The organism is Flavivirga amylovorans (assembly GCF_030540875.1).
Classification (GTDB): domain Bacteria; phylum Bacteroidota; class Bacteroidia; order Flavobacteriales; family Flavobacteriaceae; genus Flavivirga; species Flavivirga amylovorans.
Window position 1 is genome coordinate 669,813 of the sequence record NZ_JAUOEM010000002.1, and the last position, 20,402, is coordinate 690,214.

Annotated in this window: 19 protein-coding genes and 1 pseudogene; 14 read left to right on the forward strand and 6 right to left on the reverse strand. The window is 33.3% G+C overall.

Annotated features, from left to right (window positions below; translation table 11 throughout):
- The first annotated feature begins 13 nt into the window (after positions 1-13).
- The 6 genes from Q4Q39_RS08190 (at position 14) to Q4Q39_RS08215 (ending at position 6,547) form a co-directional block, all read left to right on the forward strand.
- The gene (locus Q4Q39_RS08190) at positions 14-1,045 is read left to right on the forward strand and encodes a helix-turn-helix transcriptional regulator (protein ID WP_303281923.1); all 1,032 of its coding nucleotides are present in this window, start codon (positions 14-16) and stop codon (positions 1,043-1,045) included.
- 199 nt (positions 1,046-1,244) lie between these two features.
- A complete protein-coding gene (locus tag Q4Q39_RS08195) occupies positions 1,245-2,201 on the forward strand; it encodes a sugar phosphate isomerase/epimerase family protein (protein ID WP_303281924.1) in 957 nt (318 codons plus the stop codon).
- Positions 2,202-2,225: 24 nt separating this feature from the next.
- Positions 2,226-3,401: an MFS transporter gene (locus Q4Q39_RS08200; RefSeq protein ID WP_303281925.1), complete on the forward strand. Its 1,176-nt coding sequence runs from the start codon at positions 2,226-2,228 to the stop codon at positions 3,399-3,401.
- Positions 3,402-3,408: 7 nt separating this feature from the next.
- The gene (locus Q4Q39_RS08205; RefSeq protein ID WP_303281926.1) at positions 3,409-4,560 is read left to right on the forward strand and encodes a Gfo/Idh/MocA family protein; all 1,152 of its coding nucleotides are present in this window, start codon (positions 3,409-3,411) and stop codon (positions 4,558-4,560) included.
- 78 nt (positions 4,561-4,638) lie between these two features.
- Complete coding sequence (locus Q4Q39_RS08210) at positions 4,639-5,691, forward strand: sugar phosphate isomerase/epimerase family protein (protein WP_303281927.1); 1,053 nt, start codon at positions 4,639-4,641, stop codon at positions 5,689-5,691.
- A gap of 58 nt (positions 5,692-5,749) precedes the next feature.
- On the forward strand, positions 5,750-6,547 hold the full coding sequence (locus tag Q4Q39_RS08215; RefSeq protein WP_425555567.1) for a 3-keto-disaccharide hydrolase: 798 nt from the start codon (positions 5,750-5,752) through the stop codon (positions 6,545-6,547).
- 156 nt (positions 6,548-6,703) lie between these two features.
- On the opposite strand, the gene Q4Q39_RS08220 is transcribed toward Q4Q39_RS08215, so the two are convergent.
- Entirely contained in the window at positions 6,704-6,892 is a 189-nt protein-coding gene (locus Q4Q39_RS08220) for a hypothetical protein (protein WP_303281928.1), read from the reverse strand.
- A gap of 70 nt (positions 6,893-6,962) precedes the next feature.
- Between Q4Q39_RS08220 and Q4Q39_RS08225 the strand changes: the two genes are divergently transcribed.
- Positions 6,963-7,202 (forward strand): helix-turn-helix domain-containing protein, encoded by a 240-nt coding sequence (locus tag Q4Q39_RS08225; RefSeq protein ID WP_303281929.1) that lies wholly within the window; start codon positions 6,963-6,965, stop codon positions 7,200-7,202.
- A 114-nt stretch (positions 7,203-7,316) separates the two neighbouring features.
- On the opposite strand, the pseudogene Q4Q39_RS08230 reads toward Q4Q39_RS08225, so the two are convergent.
- The 5 genes and pseudogenes from Q4Q39_RS08230 to Q4Q39_RS08250 all read right to left on the reverse strand — a co-directional run bounded on the left by Q4Q39_RS08230 (position 7,317) and on the right by Q4Q39_RS08250 (position 12,598).
- A pseudogene (locus tag Q4Q39_RS08230) lies at positions 7,317-7,917 on the reverse strand (REP-associated tyrosine transposase).
- 85 nt (positions 7,918-8,002) lie between these two features.
- The gene (locus Q4Q39_RS08235; protein ID WP_303281930.1) at positions 8,003-9,055 is read right to left on the reverse strand and encodes a glycoside hydrolase family 113; all 1,053 of its coding nucleotides are present in this window, start codon (positions 9,053-9,055) and stop codon (positions 8,003-8,005) included.
- Positions 9,056-9,656: 601 nt separating this feature from the next.
- On the reverse strand, positions 9,657-10,901 hold the full coding sequence (locus Q4Q39_RS08240; protein WP_303281931.1) for a hypothetical protein: 1,245 nt from the start codon (positions 10,899-10,901) through the stop codon (positions 9,657-9,659).
- Positions 10,902-11,033: 132 nt separating this feature from the next.
- Positions 11,034-12,026 carry a phosphotransferase gene (locus Q4Q39_RS08245; protein ID WP_303281932.1) on the reverse strand — a complete coding sequence of 331 codons (993 nt, stop codon included), beginning with the start codon at positions 12,024-12,026 and terminating at the stop codon, positions 11,034-11,036.
- The gene (locus Q4Q39_RS08250; RefSeq protein WP_303281933.1) at positions 12,023-12,598 is read right to left on the reverse strand and encodes a GrpB family protein; all 576 of its coding nucleotides are present in this window, start codon (positions 12,596-12,598) and stop codon (positions 12,023-12,025) included. Before Q4Q39_RS08250 ends, Q4Q39_RS08245 begins: the two co-directional genes overlap by 4 nt.
- A gap of 736 nt (positions 12,599-13,334) precedes the next feature.
- Here Q4Q39_RS08250 and Q4Q39_RS08255 point away from each other — a divergent pair.
- The 7 genes from Q4Q39_RS08255 to proB all read left to right on the forward strand — a co-directional run bounded on the left by Q4Q39_RS08255 (position 13,335) and on the right by proB (position 20,370).
- Positions 13,335-13,958, forward strand: a complete 624-nt coding sequence (locus Q4Q39_RS08255) for a GNAT family N-acetyltransferase (RefSeq protein ID WP_303281934.1) — start codon at positions 13,335-13,337, stop codon at positions 13,956-13,958.
- The gene (locus Q4Q39_RS08260; protein WP_303281935.1) at positions 13,958-15,133 is read left to right on the forward strand and encodes an argininosuccinate synthase; all 1,176 of its coding nucleotides are present in this window, start codon (positions 13,958-13,960) and stop codon (positions 15,131-15,133) included. The genes Q4Q39_RS08255 and Q4Q39_RS08260 overlap by 1 nt, the downstream gene beginning before the upstream one ends.
- A gap of 74 nt (positions 15,134-15,207) precedes the next feature.
- Complete coding sequence (gene argC / locus Q4Q39_RS08265; protein ID WP_303281936.1) at positions 15,208-16,191, forward strand: N-acetyl-gamma-glutamyl-phosphate reductase; 984 nt, start codon at positions 15,208-15,210, stop codon at positions 16,189-16,191.
- 106 nt (positions 16,192-16,297) lie between these two features.
- A complete protein-coding gene (gene proC / locus Q4Q39_RS08270; protein WP_303281937.1) occupies positions 16,298-17,092 on the forward strand; it encodes a pyrroline-5-carboxylate reductase in 795 nt (264 codons plus the stop codon).
- 1 nt (position 17,093) lies between these two features.
- Positions 17,094-18,239, forward strand: a complete 1,146-nt coding sequence (locus tag Q4Q39_RS08275) for an aspartate aminotransferase family protein (RefSeq protein WP_303281938.1) — start codon at positions 17,094-17,096, stop codon at positions 18,237-18,239.
- A gap of 173 nt (positions 18,240-18,412) precedes the next feature.
- Entirely contained in the window at positions 18,413-19,606 is a 1,194-nt protein-coding gene (locus Q4Q39_RS08280) for a glutamate-5-semialdehyde dehydrogenase (protein WP_303281939.1), read from the forward strand.
- Positions 19,607-19,608: 2 nt separating this feature from the next.
- On the forward strand, positions 19,609-20,370 hold the full coding sequence (gene proB, locus Q4Q39_RS08285) for a glutamate 5-kinase (RefSeq protein WP_303281940.1): 762 nt from the start codon (positions 19,609-19,611) through the stop codon (positions 20,368-20,370).
- Positions 20,371-20,402: the final 32 nt, after the last annotated feature.

The following is a 20,402-nucleotide window of genomic DNA, read 5'->3' on the forward strand; positions in this document are numbered from 1 at the left end:
TCAAATTATTTCAATGAAAGCAAACATACAAGAAATAGAGCCTTATGAAGCAGATGGTGTTGTTTACCATGCAGACACGTGTTTGCCTCTAATTGATGCTTTTAAACGCAAAAAATTAAAGTTTAAAGCGCTGGCTAGACATACTTATCCAGGAGATAGATTGGACGAAAACACACTTGGACTTAATAGTATTGGGTATTGGGATGCTAACGAACCACAAGACTGGGGTTTAGATTGGCATCGAAATGAAGGGATAGAGTTTCATTTTTTAGAATCTGGATCTATGCCCTATGCTCAAGAGAACAAAGAGGTTTTGTTAATGCCAAACCATTTAACAATTACACGTCCTTGGGAAGCGCATAAAGTAGGGAATCCGCATATAGGTATGGGGAAGTTTTACTGGGTAATTATAGATTTGGGGGTTCGTAGACCTCATCAAGAATGGGTTTGGCCAGATTGGATTACTTTAACACCTTCAGACTTAACAAGGCTTACAACTATTTTAAGGCAAAATGAAAAATCCATTTGGAAAACAGATCAGAGAATTCGAGATTGTTTTATGCGAATAAATAAAGCGGTAAATACTGATATAAATGGAAGTAATGCATCTAGAATAAGATTGCTCATAAATTACTTGTTAATTTTATTATTGGATTTATTGAATACCGACGATATTGTTTTAAATGAGTCGCTTACCGATAGTTCTAGAAGTGTTAAGTTCTTTTTGAAAGAACTTGAAAAAAAACTTTCTGAGAATTGGACAATCGAATTGATGGCACAATCAGCAGGAGTGGGTTTGACTCGATTTACGCATCATTGTAAGCGGTTAACAAACTTAACGCCCATGCGTTATTTGACTATGAAGCGATTGGAAATGTCTAAAGGAATACTATTGGAAAATAAAGATTTAACGATTGCCGAGGTTGCTTATATGTGCGGGTTTACTACAGGACAATATTTTGCTACAGTGTTTAAAAAACATGAAAAATGCTCGCCTAATGAATATCGTTTAAAATGCACGATTGATAATCTTCAATTGACCTGAATCTAAATTATCAAATTTGATTTAAAGATCTAATTCCTAATGCTATTTTGGGCATAGAAGTATTGGTACATATAATAAACTTACTGATGTTTAAATTCTTTCACTGAATAAAAATACACAGTATTTTAAATTCAAATATATATTTTCACATAATCATCTCAATTCTTTTATTGTGAGGTGTTTAACTAAAAATGCTTTTATGAAACGTAGAGATTTTGTTAGTAAGACAACTTGTGCTAGTGCTGGACTGTCCATATTAGGTGCTTATGCCTGTAAAGACTCCGAAAAAAAAGAGGTTATGTCTAATCGAATTGAGAATAAGAAACCTTTGTTTTTTAAAATGTCCTTAGCAGAGTGGTCATTGCATCGCGCCTTGTTTGGAAATAAAATGAACAATTTAGATTTCGCAGCAAAATCTAGAAGTTTTGGGTTCGAAGGGTTAGAATATGTAAATGGTTTTTTTAAAGATAAGGCTAAAGATATGCCGTATTTAAAAGAGATGAACTTACGAGCTAATTCAGAAGGGCAGCAAAATGTTTTAATTATGATTGATAGAGAAGGAGCACTTGCGAATGCAGATAGTAAAGAACGAGTTAAAGCTATTGAGAATCATTACAAGTGGGTGGAGGCAGCTAACTTTTTAGGTTGCCATGCTATTCGAGTTAATTTGGCAGGTGGTGTAGACAAAAATGAAGCCTTAAAGGCAAGTATTGATTCTTTACATAGACTTTCAGAATTTGCAAAAGGGTCAGATGTTAATGTTTTGGTTGAGAACCATGGAGGCTTCTCTTCGAATGGAAAATGGATGACCAATGTGTTTTCTCAAATAGAAAGTGAAAATTGTGGCACCTTACCCGATTTTGGAAATTTCTGTATAGAAAAAAACAAAGAAGGTGTTTGCATTGAGGAATATGATAAATATCAAGGCATGAAAGAGTTGTTACCTTATGCTAAAGCTGTAAGTGCAAAATCTTATAATTTTAATGAAAAAGGAGAAGATACTGTTATAAACTACCTTAAGATGATGGAGATGGTTAAGGCATCAGGTTATACTGGATTTGTTGGTGTTGAATATGAAGGTGATATACTACCAGAAGAAAAAGGGATTGAACTAACCAGAGATTTATTGGTTCGTGTTGGAAAACAACTTTCGTGAGAAACTAATTAAACTAAATGTATAATGGAGAATATTAATAAAAACAGGCTTTTTCTGGCAAGTTGTCTTGCGTTAATTACTACAGCAATGACTTTTGCTATTCGTGCACGTTTAGAAACTGTATTTGGTCCAGAAGGTGTAGGGCTTACCCTTGAACAAATAGGATATGCCTTTGCACCTGCTTTTTTTGGATTTACTATAGCTATGATAATAGGTGGTCCATTGGTTGATTTACTTGGTATAAAAAAAATAACCTGGATGGCGTTTATTACACATGCAGTTGGCATCGTTTTAACTATTATGGCAGATTCTATAACGTCCTTATTTATTGCAACGTTATTTGTTGGCATTGGTAATGGATTTGTTGAAGCTGCTTTAAATCCGTTAGTAGCATCCATGTATCCAAATGAGAAAACTAAAATGCTGAATAGGTTTCACGTTTGGTTTCCTGGGGGGATTGTAATTGGAGCACTTTTAGGATGGTTAACAATGGATGTTATGGGATTAAATTGGCAAGTTATGGTGGGAACTTTATTTATTCCATTAATTATTTACGGTACATTATTTATAGGTCAAAAAATTCCTGTAACCGAACGTGTTCAATTAGGAGTTAGTAATAAGAAAATGTTTGCTAGTGTTTTAAATCCTTTGTTTCTTTTTATGGTGGCATGCATGTTTCTTACGGCTGCTTCAGAACTGGGAACAACCCAACGTATTGAGTCTTTATTAAAAGAATCTGTCGCACAACCATTATTAGTATTAGCTTTTATAAACGGTATTATGGCTTTAGGACGATTATTTGCTGGTCAGGTGGTTCATAAATTAAAACCTTCTGGAATGCTATTGTATTCTGCAATATTCACCTTTATAGGTTTATGGATGCTCACAGTAACAAATGGTGGGATGACTTTTGTTGCGGCTGCTGTTTTTGCTATAGGCGTTACTTTTTTCTGGCCAACAATGCTCGGTTTCGTCGCAGAATATTTACCAGAAACGGGTGCTTTAGGGCTTTCTATTATGGGAGGTGCTGGTATGTTTTCTGTGTCCATAGTATTACCTGTTATGGGAAGGCTTATGGATGGAGAAGGAGGTATTAATGAAGCTTTAAGAACCATGTCTATTCTACCTGCTATTTTAATTGTATTATTTTTAGGGCTAAATATCTATATGAAAAAAAGAAATCAAACAGCAGAAGTATAATTAAAATATGAATAGAAAATTAAGAATGGGAATGATTGGTGGAGGCACTGGATCATTCATTGGAGATGTGCATAGAAAAGCGGCATCCATTGATGGCATGATAGATTTGGTATGTGGTGCTTTTAGCAGTAGTGTAGAAAAATCGATAGCATCTGGAAAAGCTTTATATCTTCCTGAGGACAGATGTTATGGGAGTTATGAAGAAATGATTTTAAAAGAAAAAAAACTTCCAGCTGATGTACAAATGGATTTCGTAGCTATAGTAACGCCAAATCATATGCACTTTCCACCTGCAAAACTGGCCTTAGAGAATGGGTTTCATGTGGTTTGTGATAAGCCAATGACTTTAACATTGGATGAAGCGATTGAATTAGAGAAGATCGTTGCTGAAAGCGGAAAATTATTCGCGCTAACACATAATTACACAGGTCACCCATTAGTAAAGCAAGCCAAAGCTATGGTTGCAAATGGTGATTTAGGGAACATTAGAAAAATACAAGTTCAATATTTACAAGGTTGGTTGTCTACGGCAGTAGAATCTACAGAGAATAAACAAGCGGCTTGGAGAATGGATCCTAAGCGCTCTGGAATAGGTGGTGCCTTAGGAGATATTGGTACGCATGCCGAAAACTTAGTAGAATATATTACAGGTTTGAATATAGATGAATTAGCTGCCGATTTAGGGACGTTTGGAAAAGGCAGAATTCTAGACGATGACGGTAATTTATTGCTTCGTATGGAAAATGGAGCAAAAGGCACGATGTCTATTTCTCAAATTGCTTTAGGAGAAGAAAATAATTTAGCCATTAGAGTATATGGTGAAAAAGGAAGCTTAGAATGGCATCAGGAAAACCCAAATCAATTGATTACACGTTGGCTTAAAAATCCTATTAAGATCTTTACACCAAACGGAAACGATCTTTATCCAGAAGCATTAAACGTTTCTAGAATTCCTGCTGGACATCCAGAAGGTTATTTGGAAGCTTTTGCTACTATTTATAAAAATTTCGGAACCCATTTAATGGCAGTCTTAAATGGAGTGACGATAGAAAGGCCAGATTACCCAACAGTAAAAGATGGTGTTCGAGGTATGAAGTTTATTTATGCTGCGGTAGAAAGTGATACGAACAATGGGGCTTGGACAAAGTTCGAAAAGTAATTCTTCGACTTTTTTGTCGAAGTTTCCATTAAAATTCTCATTCCCGAGGCATCGGGAATCCAAAAAAACAAATAACAAATGAAAACAATAAAAGGGCCTGCTGTTTTTTTAGCGCAATTTGCAGGAAGTGATGCGCCATTTAATTCTCTAGATGGAATGTGTAAATGGGCATCAGATTTAGGATATAAAGGCATTCAAATTCCAACTTGGGAATCTAGTTTGATTGATGTGGAAAAAGCAGCAGAAAGCCAAACGTATTGCGATGAGTTAAAAGGAAAAGTAGCATCGTATGGATTAGAAATAACAGAACTGTCCACACACTTACAAGGTCAGTTGGTGGCCGTTAACCCTGCTTATGATACTATGTTTGATGGTTTTGCACCCGAACATGTTAGAAATAATCCCAAAGCAAGAACGGAATGGGCTATAGACTTTGTTAAAAAATCTGGAACCGCCAGTGGAAGATTAGGTTTAAAATCTCACGCTACGTTTTCTGGGGCTTTAATGTGGCATACCATGTATCCATGGCCACAACGACCAAATGGTTTGGTAGAGATGGGCTTTAAAGAATTAGCAAATCGTTGGACACCTATTTTAAATCATTTTGATGAACAAGGTGTTGATGTATGTTACGAAATTCATCCAGGTGAAGATTTACATGACGGGATTTCTTATGAACGATTTTTAGAAGCCACAGGAAATCATAAACGCGCTAATATCTTGTACGATCCAAGCCATTATGTATTGCAGCAGTTAGATTACTTAACGTTTATAGATCATTACCATGAGCGTATTAAATCTTTTCATGTTAAGGATGCCGAATTTAACTCAACAGGAAAACAAGGTGTTTATGGAGGGTATGCCGATTGGAAAGATAGAGCTGGACGCTTTAGATCATTAGGAGATGGTCAGGTAGACTTTAAAGGGATCTTTTCAAAACTAACAAAATATGAATGTAACGTTTGGGCTGTTATGGAGTGGGAATGTTGTATAAAGTCTGCGGAACAAGGAGCAAGAGAAGGTGCCCCGTTTATTCAAAAGCATATTATTGAGTCAGCTGAGCGGAGTTTCGATGACTTTGCTGGTGGCGAGGTTAATGAAGAACAGTTGAAGAATATACTAGGATTGTAATGTCAAACTGAGAGTAGTTGAAGCCTTTAACTAAACTTAAAACGTATAAATTTTGAATATTAGAAAAACAGTTTTAATCGTCTTGGCAGGAGTGTGCGCCTTTGCATGTATTGACGATAAGGAAAATAAAACGCCAGTAGAAACTAAGAAGAAGGTAGAAATTCAAAAAGAACCAACAGATCCTAAAGATACTGAACTTTATGAACCTGTCCCACCTATAGTAAACCCCACAGGACAAGGGGGCGTGCCAAGCGATGCTATTGTATTATTTAATGGTAAGAATTTTGACAATTGGATACATACGAAAGACGAAAGCCCAGTAAAATGGATTTTAAACGATGATGGCTCTATGACCGTTAAAGATAAATCTGGAGATATTCAAACAAAACAAAAATTCGGTAGTATACAGTTACATATAGAATGGCAATCTTCAACAGAAAAAAGAGCCAGCGGTCAAAACAGAAGTAACAGTGGTGTTTTTCTTCAAGAGCGATACGAAGTACAGGTATTAGATAATAATGATAACGATACCTATGTTAACGGACAGGTAGGATCTATTTACAAACAATCTATCCCTTTAGCAAAAGCATCAGTGCCAACTGGAGAATGGAACACCTACGATATTATTTATCATGCGCCCGAATTTAACCCAGAAGGCGAAAAAACAAAGTCAGCAACCATTACCGTGTTACATAATGGTATTTTAATTCAAGATCATTATGAAATAAAAGGGACGACTCCATATATAGGCTGGCCTAAAAATAATCCACACGGAAAAGGTGCACTAAGACTTCAAGACCACGGTGATAATAGTGGTGTAAGTTATCGAAATATTTGGGTTAGGGAGTTGGATTAATTCCTTAGTATTTGAGGGTATATTTAAGGCTGATTTTATTTTCAGCTACTGGTTTCGTATAAGGAAAGTACGGGTTTGTAAGCAAGAAAAATGTACTTATCTTTTGATTAAGAAATAAAAATAATATTTTTTTAGCATTGTTAGCTTTAGTTATTCTTATTTCCTTAAGTTATCGATAATTCTTTTTATAGCAAAAACAACATTCTGAATATCTTTTCGGTCAAAAGTATCCTCTTCTATATAGAACATCATCTCGACTCCCAAATCTAGGCATTTTGCGAATTCCTCTGGAGAAAGTGAACAATCATTAACTAATTTAGAAAAATCTATTTCTTGTTTTTTCATAAAACTTGTCATATATGGCATTAACATATGCAAATATAAACCTTTTATTGACTTGTCAAATATGGCAAGTATGAAAAAGTCAGAAGTTTTAAAAATTGTAGGTCAGAACATAAAAAGAATTAGACTAGAAAAAGGTTTAACGCAGGTGGATTTGGTCGGTAAAATAGAGGCACGAATTGATACAACGAATATTTCAAGAATTGAGCAAGGAAGGACTAATGCTACTATTCATACTTTATTCAAAATAAGTCAAGCATTAGAGGTTCCATTGTCCGAAATATGCGACGTATATTTTTCTGAAAGAATATAATTTATAGTTTTTTATCCTGAATTTAGATTCCACTAGGTTGTTGCCCCGCTCCGCAAAGCCTCCCGACTTTGAGGTCATTATAATTTCGAAAATATTCATATAAAACTTTCATTTTCAATACTGATTATATTTTGTAATTGATGACTTCTTTAAAACGTCTATTACAGGATTATCTATAATTTCAACTTCAATTAAACCTTCGTTATTCACATAATTGCTCGCACTAGAATATCTATAATAAGATGCTTTTTCTACAATTCCGGCACGCACAGGGGTTTAAATGGATATAGTCTAACTTAGACCACATAAACTTGTACGAATATATTTCCTCTGCATGATTTCCATATTGCCAAAATTGATAGTTGGTATTTCTACTATGGGTTTCTGTGGCTTTTTTAAATCTTTCTAGCATCCATTCTCTTCTACTTTCGGGTTCGTTTTTGATTTTTTCTAATATGCTTTTAGCCGTAAATTTTTTTAAATCTCTTATTAAATCTGATAGTTTACCATCTTTAGATTGAATGATTAAATGTATATGATTGCTCATGATAACATAACCATACAAAAGCATGCCTTTATTTTCTATGCAGAAAGCTAAACAATCAATAACAATATCTTTATAAGACTTTCGCGTAAAGACATCTATCCAATCTACTACTGTTGCAGTAATAAAATGTATTTTTTCTTGATCTCGTATAATGTAACCTTCTTTCAAATTTTATACGCTTGGTTGATTAATGTTCCGCTAAGTCGGGAGACTTTGCGGAGCGGGGATTATTTTTACACTTTGTTATGGGCTTTTATTTTGAGTATCTTTCTTTTATAATCTCTTCTACGGGTTTATCGTTAACATACCAACCATTTTCATTAGGATTATTAATCTCTTCATTTGAAAGTATTTTCCATTCCCAAAAAAAACCTCCAGCAACCCAATCTTCATCCCAAAAAGTATCATAAAAAGCAGTATAACCTCTGTTTTGAGCTTCAAAATTATGATTAGTATTAGAAACGTTTCCTAATAACCAAGCTTTCCAAGCTGCGTAATCTATACTTCTATACCCGTACTCTGTAAATAAGATGGGTTTATCGTAGGTACAGGACAAGTCTTTAAGGTTATTCTTTATTGGGTTAAAAGCTTGTTTAATTTCGTTAACAGTAGGTGTCTCTTTATTAACTAAAGGAAAATAGGAGTTTACACCTATATAGTCTAAATCCTCCCAAAAAGAAACCGATTGATACTCATCCCAATTGGCTGAATAAGTTAATTTTATATTAGGAAAGTCTTTTCTAATACTAGTAATCAATGTTTTAAAAAATTGAGGGCGTCTTTTTGTAAATTCTTTTAGCTCGTTACCTATAGACAGTAATTTTACTTCAGGAAATTCTTCGGAGAGTTTTGCAAATTCGTAAAACAGTTCTGTATATGTTTTTTCTATGGGCTTCCATTCTTCTTCGGTGTTTACATAAAAATCTCCCCAAAAACCAGAACCATTTACAGTCCAAAAAGACGTCAAAGGTTTTAACATTATATTATTTATTCCACTTTGTATCATATTAGGAATAACAACTTTCATTAACTCAACTTCATCATTTATATCAAAACATGGATGATTATCACATAGCTTTTCCAATTGTACTAAAGGAGATAGTGTTACCCAATTAATATTAGTTTTTTGAGCTAAATCAATTATCTTTCCATCGATTCTAAGCCTATAAACTTGAAGAATAGAACCTCCATTTATTTTGTCGTTAGTGCTTATTTTTTCAGTAAGGCAATCTTTAGGAAATCCATCATCATCTTTTTCACAAGAAAAAAAAGCTATGGCAATACAAAATATAAGTAGTCTTTTCATTTTAAATTATAATCAAAAGCAGTGCCAATTATGTTTATTAGCAATTAACACTATTTTTTAATTTATGAAAGGTTCATAATTTAATGCGTACTCTTATTAATATTTCCCTATTTCTTTCCTTTTTCATAAAAATTAGTTCTTTTCGTTTTTTATAATCGCAATGTTCATTTTAATTCTGACTAACGTTTAAATTTAGTATAATTTTCTTATACAAAATTTGACTCGTTAGCTTAAGAAATTAATAGAGTTTTTTTATGTGGAGAATTGCCCATAACGGCAGACTGTCTCAAAACCCAATTTTATAACATATGTATTCGGATACCTGTCTTTAAAAATTTTAAAATACTCAATTCTCAGAGAGCGAATCTGAGTTTTGAGACAGACTGACGGTTGAGCTATGAATAGTACGGGAGCAAACTAGTGTTTGCTTTCCGCCACGCACATAGCAAAATCTTTTTGTTTTGTTTTTTCTTTTCCTTGTTTAAAGCAAAATCTCAAAGATTTTGCGGACATCATAAAAATACACAAACCATTCGATTAAGCGCGAAGCCCGTATTGTTTATAGGTTGTGTTAGCACATGGTTTTTATCTTTTGTTTAAATTATCGTTGTACTGGAAATTCATTAATCCAGTTAAAACCTCTTTTAATAAGAAAGAAATCCTCTCTATCTTTTTTTAAACCAGTAATGTTAATAGTATCATTGTTTAAAATACTTTTTAAATATAGAACACTATCTTTTTTCTTATACTCTAAAGTGAATTTTACATCATCATTAGAATAGGATATTAATGTTAACAATTTAGAAGTTGTGTCAATTTCATGACGCATAGCCATTCCGCTATCATCCATGTTAATAATCTTGCTACTTCTCTTGTCTATAATGAGTTTTTTCCATCTTTGCTTATCAGTTGTTAATGGTGGTTTTGAATTACCATTAACAGTAAAATCACTCACATGGTATAAGCCGTAAAGTGTACTAGGTTCTGCTTTTTCTTTTTTTCTTTTTACGTTTTTATTAATTATATTAAACAGGACAAAACAGATTAAAAACCCTTTTAAAAAGTAAACCCCATACCTATTAATACCCTTTAGGACATAAGGTTCAATTTGATTAGGAATTGTTGGTTTGTTTAAAAAGAAAAAATGATAGACATTTTTAATATTTGAACTTATAATAATTAGAGCGATAAAACAGAGATGAAATGAAAGAATTTTAACAGGAACATCAAAAGTCATATTTAATATAAAGACATGCAACATTACTCCAAAGGTTATAAACCCTCCCAACAATTTTGTATGCCTGAATAAGAGAAATATTCCTCCCAGAACTTCAATTAAACCGGTAAAAACAGAATATGCTTCCGAATATCCCATAAATCGCCATAATAGTAGCATAGGAGATGAATCGCCAAAAGTTCGTGTCAAATCGAAAAAATCTAACTCGGTAAATTGTAAGTAAAAGATTTTCAAAAAGCCGTAAAAAAACATTATGAAAGCTAAATAATAGCGCAAAGCAACAATTAAATAAGTCCACAAAGATTTTTCATCTCTTTTTAACCTATCTAATCCTGACCAAATTAAGATTATAATTAAGGAGCTTAAAAGTCGGGTCGCAAGTAAAAGAAAACCGTAGGTATTGTCCCCGCTTCCAATGAAAGAGATTTTCTTTTTATAACCAAAGATGAAATTGGCGAATAAAGTAGTGTACTGCTCCCAAAAAGAAGCCACAAATTTTGAAATAGTATCACCAATTCCGAAAGGAATATAAGAAAATGGAAAAGGAAAAATATAAAGCATTAAGTACACTAAAAGAAATCTAATCGAAATTTTTTTTAACGAATTCATGTTTTTAAACTTTGTGCTAACGTGTTTGTATAAGAATAGTGCGGTTTTGTGTCCGAGGATTTTCCGCAGGAAAATCAGAGTGACCAAAAGAGCACTATCGTTTAGATTTAGGAATAAACTTAAGCATTATTTTTATACTTTGTTAGCCACAGTTATTTCTTTCTTTTCGTAATATTCTAGCCAAGATTTTATTCTTCCAACAAACATTTTTAGATAATTTTCAGTCAAAAAAATATTTGACCAATCAAATCTTTGCGCTTGTATTCCAAGATAAAAAACAAAAACAGAAGCTCCAGCTTTCGGAATTAGCCCAAGTTCCTTTTCCGATAAACTCCTATCTTTTCTATACCCATTCAGGAAACTCTGAACTTTTGATTCATACTTTTCTTTATCCGATTCTATGAAAAAAAGCTGTTTGCAAAAGTATGCGACATCTAAAATTTGATTTCCATTCCCACAAAAGTCAAAGTCAAAAATTGTGATTTCTCTTTCATCTGTAACAGCCATATTATCATACCAAATATCCATATGTAGAATTCCATTTTGAGTATTGTCAAAATCTGTATCTCTAAAATCTTGTCCGAATTCCTTAATGAATTCCATTTCTGGTAGTTTGTCAGAAAAGAATTGGTTTAAATAATTGTAAGGTTGTTCTACAAGCGATTTTTTATCGTAGGAAACTCGGTTAATAGTTTTATCTGAAGTAAGATTATGAATTTTTGCCATTAGAGAACCTATTTCGAGACAAGTCTCATTATCCATAAATCTAATTTTATCACCTTGAGCAAATGAGAAAAGTACAACATACCTAATTCCTTCTGGTGCATTTATTTCTTGAATCAATTCTCCATTTTTATCTTGAATAGGAAAGGATACGCTTAAATTATTTTCTTTCAGCAACTTTAAAAGTTCTATTTCTTCGACGATTTCAGATTTTGTTCTCCAATTATGACTGTAAACTCTTAAAACGTATTTATCTTTATTGTTAGAAAGAAAGTAAGTGTGATTCATTCCTGTTCTAAATAGTTCACATTTGAAATCTTCTTTCAATTGATACTTATCTTTTATAAACTCGCCCAATTCTTTTGCTGAAAGTGTAGAAGTTATAACTGGAAATGTTGTCATTTTTTGATTGCTAAATTAATTGTTTCGTTAACAAAATTTGTTTTTCCTAAAACGTAAGCTCCTCTATCATTTTTAAATTTAGAAGCTAATTCAAGTTTCAAGTTTTCGTATTCCTTTGCTCTTTTTTTATTTGTATTTAGATAGTCTCTAAAGTCAATTTGTTCCCACATGGCATTGTCTTTAGGACACATATGAATGTGGAAAATCTGTTCTTTCGTGCCATCAACATTGTATCCTTTTCCAAATGTTGAATATTCATCTATGTTTTCTCTTGCAGGAACTTTAAAATGAGAATATCCTAACTCAGCTAATTTGTCAATTAGTTTTTCATCAAATAGTAATTCTTTTGGAATTTCAATCATTAAATCAATGTAGGGTTTGGATTTGATTGAAGTAATAGATGTGCTCCCGAAATGCTCAATTCGTAATATTTTTTCTGTTCCAACTTTATCTAAAATCCGTTGTTTTTCTTTTCTGTAAATATTTTTCCATTCGGGGTTGTGGTCAACCAATTCAATTGGAAAAAGTCTGTTCCAATCCTCTTTCTTTAATTCTTTTAGACTTTTTGTCATTACTATGTTCTAATTGTGGCTAACAATAGTATAAAGAACATATGTTCTTTATACACCCAAATATAGGATATATATAACATATGTTACATATATCTTTTATATTCTTAAATATCTAGAGGGATCTTTATTTTCTTAAAAGTAGTCATGGCAACATGGGGCTAAATCTCCGTTGTTTTGGAAGAGCTGTAACCTAATAAAACTTGAATTTGCCTTAAAATCAACACCGTCTTCTAAAAAGTGAGTTGGCAGATGTATTATAACAACTTATAAAAAGGAGCTTCTATATGTGGAATTATGAATAGACAAGTTTTTAAATAATAAAAGTATCATTGCATTATTTAAAACAAAAACATTAAAATATCGAGATATTAATAATTTTCATGAAAAAACGATTCATTTTTACAAGTTGTATTAAATAAAGTTTTAGATTTGTGCTATGATAAATTTAAAAAATAAAATACGTTGTTCTGTTCCCGGTTTGCCCGCGCGCAATAGCCGCCGCTGTATCTAATCTTCCTGATAGCAAAACCAAAACGTAATTTTAATTTTTTCATAGTGTCCAAAATATTTTTTATAGCATTTCAAAATCAAGTTAATTTCTTAGTTAACACACAAATTATGCGCCGTATTTTTCCGCGTCGCCCGTAAGGGTGTACTTCAATTTTTGAACTTAGGTGAGTCCAGTTCAGCAATCAAAAAAAGGTTAAAATTCAAATAAAAAAATAGATCCAAATACATGGAGATTGTAATTGCCAATAAATCACATACTAAATACGCAGAAATTATTTGCGAAACCATTGCAGAATCAGCAATGGTTAGAGGTACAGGTATAGCCAAACGTACCCCTGAATATATTTCGACAAAAATGGAAAATGGTAATGCTGTTATTGCTATAGACGGCGACGTATTTGCAGGATTTTGTTATATAGAACTTTGGGGTCATGGAAAGTTCGTAGCGAATTCAGGTTTAATTGTACACCCTAACTATAGAGGTAAAGGTCTTGCTAAAAAAATAAAGCATAAAGTATTTGAGCATTCAAGAACAAAATTCCCCGATGCCAAAGTATTTAGTATTACTACAGGTTTAGCTGTTATGAAATTAAATAGTGATTTAGGATACAAACCTGTGACATTTTCAGAATTAACAGACGATCAAACATTTTGGGATGGTTGTCAAACCTGTCAGAACTATGACGTTTTAACACGCACCAATCGTAAAATGTGTTTGTGTACAGGGATGCTATACGACGGAAAGTCAAAAGAAAAAAAGGAATCAAGAAAAGTAAAAGAAAAGGTTTTTAAAAGATTGAAACATATTAAAGAAACCATGTTTTTAAAAAAGGATAAAAAAGTAAAGTAATGAAGAAATTAGTAATAGCATATAGTGGCGGATTAGATACATCTTATTGCGCAGTTAGTTTATCTAAAGAATATGATGTCCATGCAGTAAGCGTGAATACAGGCGGATTCACAAAAGAAGAAATTGGACATATAGAAAGCAATGCCTATAAAATGGGTGTGACTACTTATAAAAATATAGATGCAGTTGCTACATTTTATCAAAAAGTAGTAAAATATTTAATCTATGGTAATGTTTTAAAGAACAATACTTATCCACTATCTGTAAGTGCAGAAAGAATTATTCAAGCCATCGAGATTGTAGAATATGCAAAAAGTATCGGTGCAGGATATATTGCGCATGGAAGTACAGGGGCGGGAAATGATCAGGTGAGATTCGATATGATTTTTCAAACTTTAGCTCCAGAGATTGAAATCATTACACCAATTAGAGATCAGAAATTAACTAGGCAAGAGGAAATAGATTACTTAAAATCTAATGGAATTGATATGTCTTGGGAGAAAGCACAATATTCAATAAACAAAGGGCTTTGGGGAACTAGTGTTGGAGGATCTGAAACCTTAGCATCTGAAAAACCATTACCAAGTGAAGCTTATCCATCTCAATTAGAAAAAGAAGGTGAAGAAAAAGTAACACTAACATTTAAAAATGGAGAGTTTGTTGCATTGAATGGTCAAGAAAATGCACCAGAAGTTAATATTGAACTATTAAATGATTTCGCTTCTGCCTATGCCATAGGAAGAGATATTCATGTTGGTGATACCATTGTAGGTATAAAAGGACGTGTTGGTTTTGAAGCAGCAGCAGCTTTAATTACAATAAAAGCACATCATTTATTAGAAAAACATACACTTACCAAATGGCAGCTTCAACATAAAGAATATTTATCAAGTTTTTATGGGATGCATTTACATGAAGGACAGTATTTAGATCCAGTCATGAGAAACATCGAAGCCTTTTTACAAAGTAGTCAAGAGCAAGTAAGTGGTGATGTAACAGTGACTTTAAAACCATATCACTTCTCATTAGATGGTATTGTGTCAGAACATGACTTAATGAATGCTAAGTTTGGAAGCTACGGAGAAGTCAATAAAGGATGGACTGCAGACGAAGCCAAAGGATTCATTAAAATTATTGGAAATCAAAATAAAATATATCAACAAGTAAACTCTTAAGGAAAGGAGCTGTGAGACCTGTCAGGTTTTTAAAACCTGACAGGTCTAGCAAACACAGTAATAAATTGTATAAAATGGAAAAAATAGAAGTTGGTATCATAGGAGGCGCTGGTTATACAGCAGGAGAGTTGGTGAGATTATTAGTGTCGCATCCAAAAACGACTATTAATTTTGTGTTCAGCACATCCAATGCAGGTAATAAAATTAGTCATATCCATCAGGATTTAGTGGGATCTTTAGATTTGAAATTTACTGATACCGTTAATCCAGATGTCGATGTGTTGTTTTTATGTTTAGGTCATGGAAATTCAGTAAAGTTTTTAGAAAACAATACGTTTTCAGATAAAACAAAAATTATTGATTTAGGAAACGATTTCAGATTAGAAAAAGATACCATTTTTGATGGTAAAAACTTTGTGTATGGTTTACCAGAATTGCAAAAAGAAGCTGTAAAATCTGCTAATTATATTGCCAATCCAGGCTGTTTTGCAACTGCTATTCAATTAGCATTATTACCATTAGCAGAAAAGAATTTGTTGAATAACGATGTGCATGTTAATGCCGTAACAGGAGCCACAGGTGCAGGAACATCATTATCGGCAACAACGCATTATACATGGAGGGATAATAACTTTTCGTATTACAAACCGTTTACGCATCAGCATTTAGGAGAAATTAATCAATCTGTAAATCAATTACAAAATGATTTTTCATCAGAGATTTTGTTTATGCCAAATAGAGGGAATTTTTCAAGAGGCATTTTTGCAACTCTTTATACGGATTTTGAAGGTACGATTGAGGAAGCGATCTCGATGTATAAAGATTTTTATAAAGATGCCAAATTTACCTTTGTTTCAGATGCGGCCATACATTTAAAACAAGTGGTAAATACGAATAAGTGTATTATACATTTACATAAACACAATAATAAGTTGTTGATTACAAGCGTGATTGATAACTTGTTAAAAGGAGCGTCTGGTCAAGCGATTCAAAACATGAATTTAATGTTTGGATTTGAAGAAACAACTGGGTTGCAGTTAAAAGCTACCTACTTTTAAAAAATATTTTAATTGTCATTCCTGCGAAGGCAGGAATCCACTTGAAACTAAAAGAACCATGAATAAGATTCCCTCCTTTGAGGGAATGATAAAAAAAAGTATTCAAATGAAAATAGCAATCATAGGAACAGGGAATTTAGGAAGTTCAATCGCTAAAGGGCTTATAAAGAATAAGTCATTTACATCGTTGTATCTAAGTGATAAAAATACATCGGCAGTAAAAACTTTTGAGGAAGAACCTCATGTTACGATTACAAGCGATAACGCTAAAGCAGTTGAAGCATCAGATATTGTTCTTTTTGCATTACAGCCCAGACATATTGAAGGCGTATTGAAAGATGTTGCACCACTTATAAAAGCTGATCATGTGGTGCTATCTGTAGCTGCTGGTTACGAGATTTCAAGAATAGAAAGTATTATTGGAAGCGATAAAAATATCATTCGTGTGATGCCGAATACAGCAATCTCAATAGGGAAATCCATGACATGTCTTTCAGCGAATGATAAAGGCCAAGGGAAAATTGAATTAGCAAAAAATATATTTAATCAGTTAGGAACTACCATGGTCATTCCAGAAGAACAAATACAAGCTGCTACGGTTATTTGCGCTAGTGGTATCGCATTTTGGATGCGCTTGGTGCGTGCGACAACACAAGGCGCTATTCAATTAGGTTTTGAAGCACATGAGGCGCATGATTTGGCTGTACAAACTTGTTTTGGTTCTGCGAGTCTATTAATTGAATCTGGAAGACACCCAGAGCAGGAGATTGATCGTGTAACAACACCTAGCGGATGCACCATTGAAGGCTTAAATGCTATGGAACATCAAGGTTTGAGCTCAGCCTTAATACAAGGTATCGTATCATCATTTGAAAAAATTAATCAAATTAAAAAGAATTAAAATGCCATTATTTGACGTTTATCCATTATATAATGTAACGCCCGTTTCTGGGAAAGACATTCTCGTTTATGATAACGAAGGAACCGAATATTTAGATCTTTATGGAGGGCATGCTGTGATTTCTATCGGACATGCACATCCAAATTATGTGGAGGCAATCACGAACCAAGTTAACACCTTAGGGTTTTACTCCAATGCGATTCAAAACCCATTACAAAAGCAATTAGCAGATAAAATTGAAGCACTTTCTGGGTGTCAAGACTACGAGTTGTTTTTATGTAATTCTGGAGCAGAAGCCAACGAGAATGCTTTAAAATTAGCGTCCTTTAAAACTGGTAAAAAACGTGTGGTGGCCTTTAGTAATGGATTTCATGGAAGAACATCTGCAGCTGTAGCAGCAACCGATAACAAAAGTATTATTGCGCCAATAAATGCACAACAAGCTGTAACAATCTTGCCTTTAAATGATGTTGAAGGTGTTAAAAGAGAATTAGAAAAAGGTGATGTTTGTGCTGTAATTGTTGAGTTTATACAAGGTGTTGGTGGATTAGATCAAGGCACTGTAGAATTTTTCGAACAAGTAGATGCACTCTGTAAAGCCAATAACACGATGTTTATTGCAGATGAAATTCAATGTGGTTATGGACGTTCAGGAAAGTTCTTCGCATTTCAACATTATAATGTAACGCCAGATATAATTTCTTTAGCCAAAGGGATGGGGAATGGTTTCCCAATAGGTGGGATTTTAATTCACCCAGATATTGAATCCAAATATGGTATGCTAGGAACGACCTTTGGTGGGAATCATTTAGCATGTGCGGCAGGTTTAGCTGTTTTAAATACGATTGAAGAAGAAAATCTTATTGAAAACACAAATAACATTTCTGAATATTTTATTGAAAAAGCAAAAGCTGTTCCGCAGATAAAAAACATAAAAGGACGAGGTTTGATGTTAGGTTTAGAATTCGATTTTGAAGTTGGAAATATCCGCAAAGCATTAATATATAATCATAAGATATTTACTGGAGGCGCATCCAACAAGAAATTACTAAGGATTTTACCTCCATTAACTATTAAAAAAGAACACGTAGATCAATTTTTTGAAGCTCTTAAAAAGGTTTTAGAAGAAATACAAGAAACAGTTTAAACTATAATATTATGAGATGTCTCAATCGTGATTCATATCGACATGACAAAGCCATATTAATAGTATTGAGTCATTTCGACCAAAAGGAGAAATCACATAAGAAGCTAACGAATATAGCGAGACTGAACACTGAGACTGTAAGCTGAACACTAGAACAACTGAATACTAAAAAAATGAATACCTTATTATCCATAGAAAAAAGAAACGCCGTACTACTTAAAATGGCAGTGCTTTTAGAACAAGAAAGAAATGCCATTATTACGATTAATAAAACAGATTTAGAAGCATACGATGGGGATGATATTTCAATGTACGACAGACTTAAGGTGGATGATGCCAAGGTGGACGAAATGATTGCCTCAGTAACACATTTAGCATCTCAAGAAGATCCTGTTGGGGTAGAACGCTTTAGTTTTAAACATGATAACGGGATGCAGGTTTATAATAAAACAGCATCGTTTGGGACTGTGTTAATTATTTACGAATCTAGACCAGATGTAACCGTTGAAGCGGCAGGTATTGCTTTTAAATCAGGTAATAAAATATTACTTAAAGGTGGTAAAGAATCTCTAAAGTCAAACTTAAAAATTGTTGCCTTATGGCATGAAGCTTTAAAGGCAAATGAAGCATCAACAGATTGGGTAGAGTATTTACAATTTAACAGAACAGAAACGCAAGCATTTTTAGAAAAACCAACACAGAAAGTTGATTTAATAGTACCTCGTGGCGGTGAACGTTTAATTGCCTTTGTGAAGCAACATGCAACCTGTCCGGTTATCATTAGTGGTCGTGGTAATAACTTTGTGTATGTACACAAAGAAGCCAATTTAAATATCGCCATAGACGTGATTATCAATGGGAAATCAAAAATATCGGCTTGTAATGCGGTTGATAAAGTTTTAATTGATAAAAACCTTCCTAATAAAGAGGCCTTCATAAAAGACTTAATTTCTAAATTAAAGGCATCTAATATTCAGATTTTAGGAGATAAAGCAACCTGTCAGTTTGATGAGATTGAAGCATTTGAATCTGATGATATTTGGTATGAAGAGTTTTTAGATTATAAGATTGTTGTTGGAGAAATAACATCGAATGCGGACACTATTGCCATGATAAATAAATATTCTGGCGGACACTCATCAGTTATTGTGACAACCAATGAAACTGAAGCTAAATTATTTATGGAGAATGTAGATACCGCTGCCGTGTATCACAATGCATCTTCACGTTTTACAGATGGCGGACAACTGGGCTTGGGAGGCGAGTTAGCTATTAGCACCGATAAATTACACCAAAGAGGCCCTATAGGCTTGCAACATTTGGTAACTAATAAATGGTATGTTCATGGAAATGGACAAATAAGATAACCATGAAGAAAAAAAGAATATTACTTAAAGTTGGGTCTAATACACTTACCAAAGAAACTAATAATATTTCTAGAGGTAAGATTGAAGACATTGCAAACCAAATGGCACAATTACAAGATACTTGTGAATTTATTATTGTAAGTTCTGGGGCGATCGCAGTAGCAAAACAGTTTGTAAAGTTGGAAAGTAAACAAAAAGATGTTTTTGTAAAGCAAGCCCTCGCATCTATTGGTCAGCCACATCTTATAAGGATTTATCAAGAGATTTTCAGAGAATACGGATTGCTAACATCGCAATGTTTATTATCCTATTCAGATTTTGAAAAACAGGAAAGCAAAACCAATATCGTAAATACTATAAATGTACTTGTTAATAATAATTACATCCCTATTATTAATGAAAACGATACGGTCGCTACCGACGAAATTAAGTTTGGAGATAATGATAAATTAGGAGCACTTACCGCGTCGCTTTTAAATGCCGATCTGTTTATAATAGCAACCAACACAAATGGTATTTATACCAAAGAATCCATAGAAAATGGCACCCCAAAAACCATAGAACTCGTTGAAGACTTTGATCAATTAAAGAATCAAGTCGTAAACTCTAAATCTACTCATGGTACTGGAGGCATGCAATCTAAAATAGATGCCATTTCAGTAGCAAAAAAATCAAACGTAGAAACATGGATAGTAAACGGATTAGAAGATAACTTTATAACGAATGCTATCGAAAATAAAATTCCGTTTACCAAAATAATGTAGACCTGTCAGGTTTTTAAAACCTGACTAGGTCT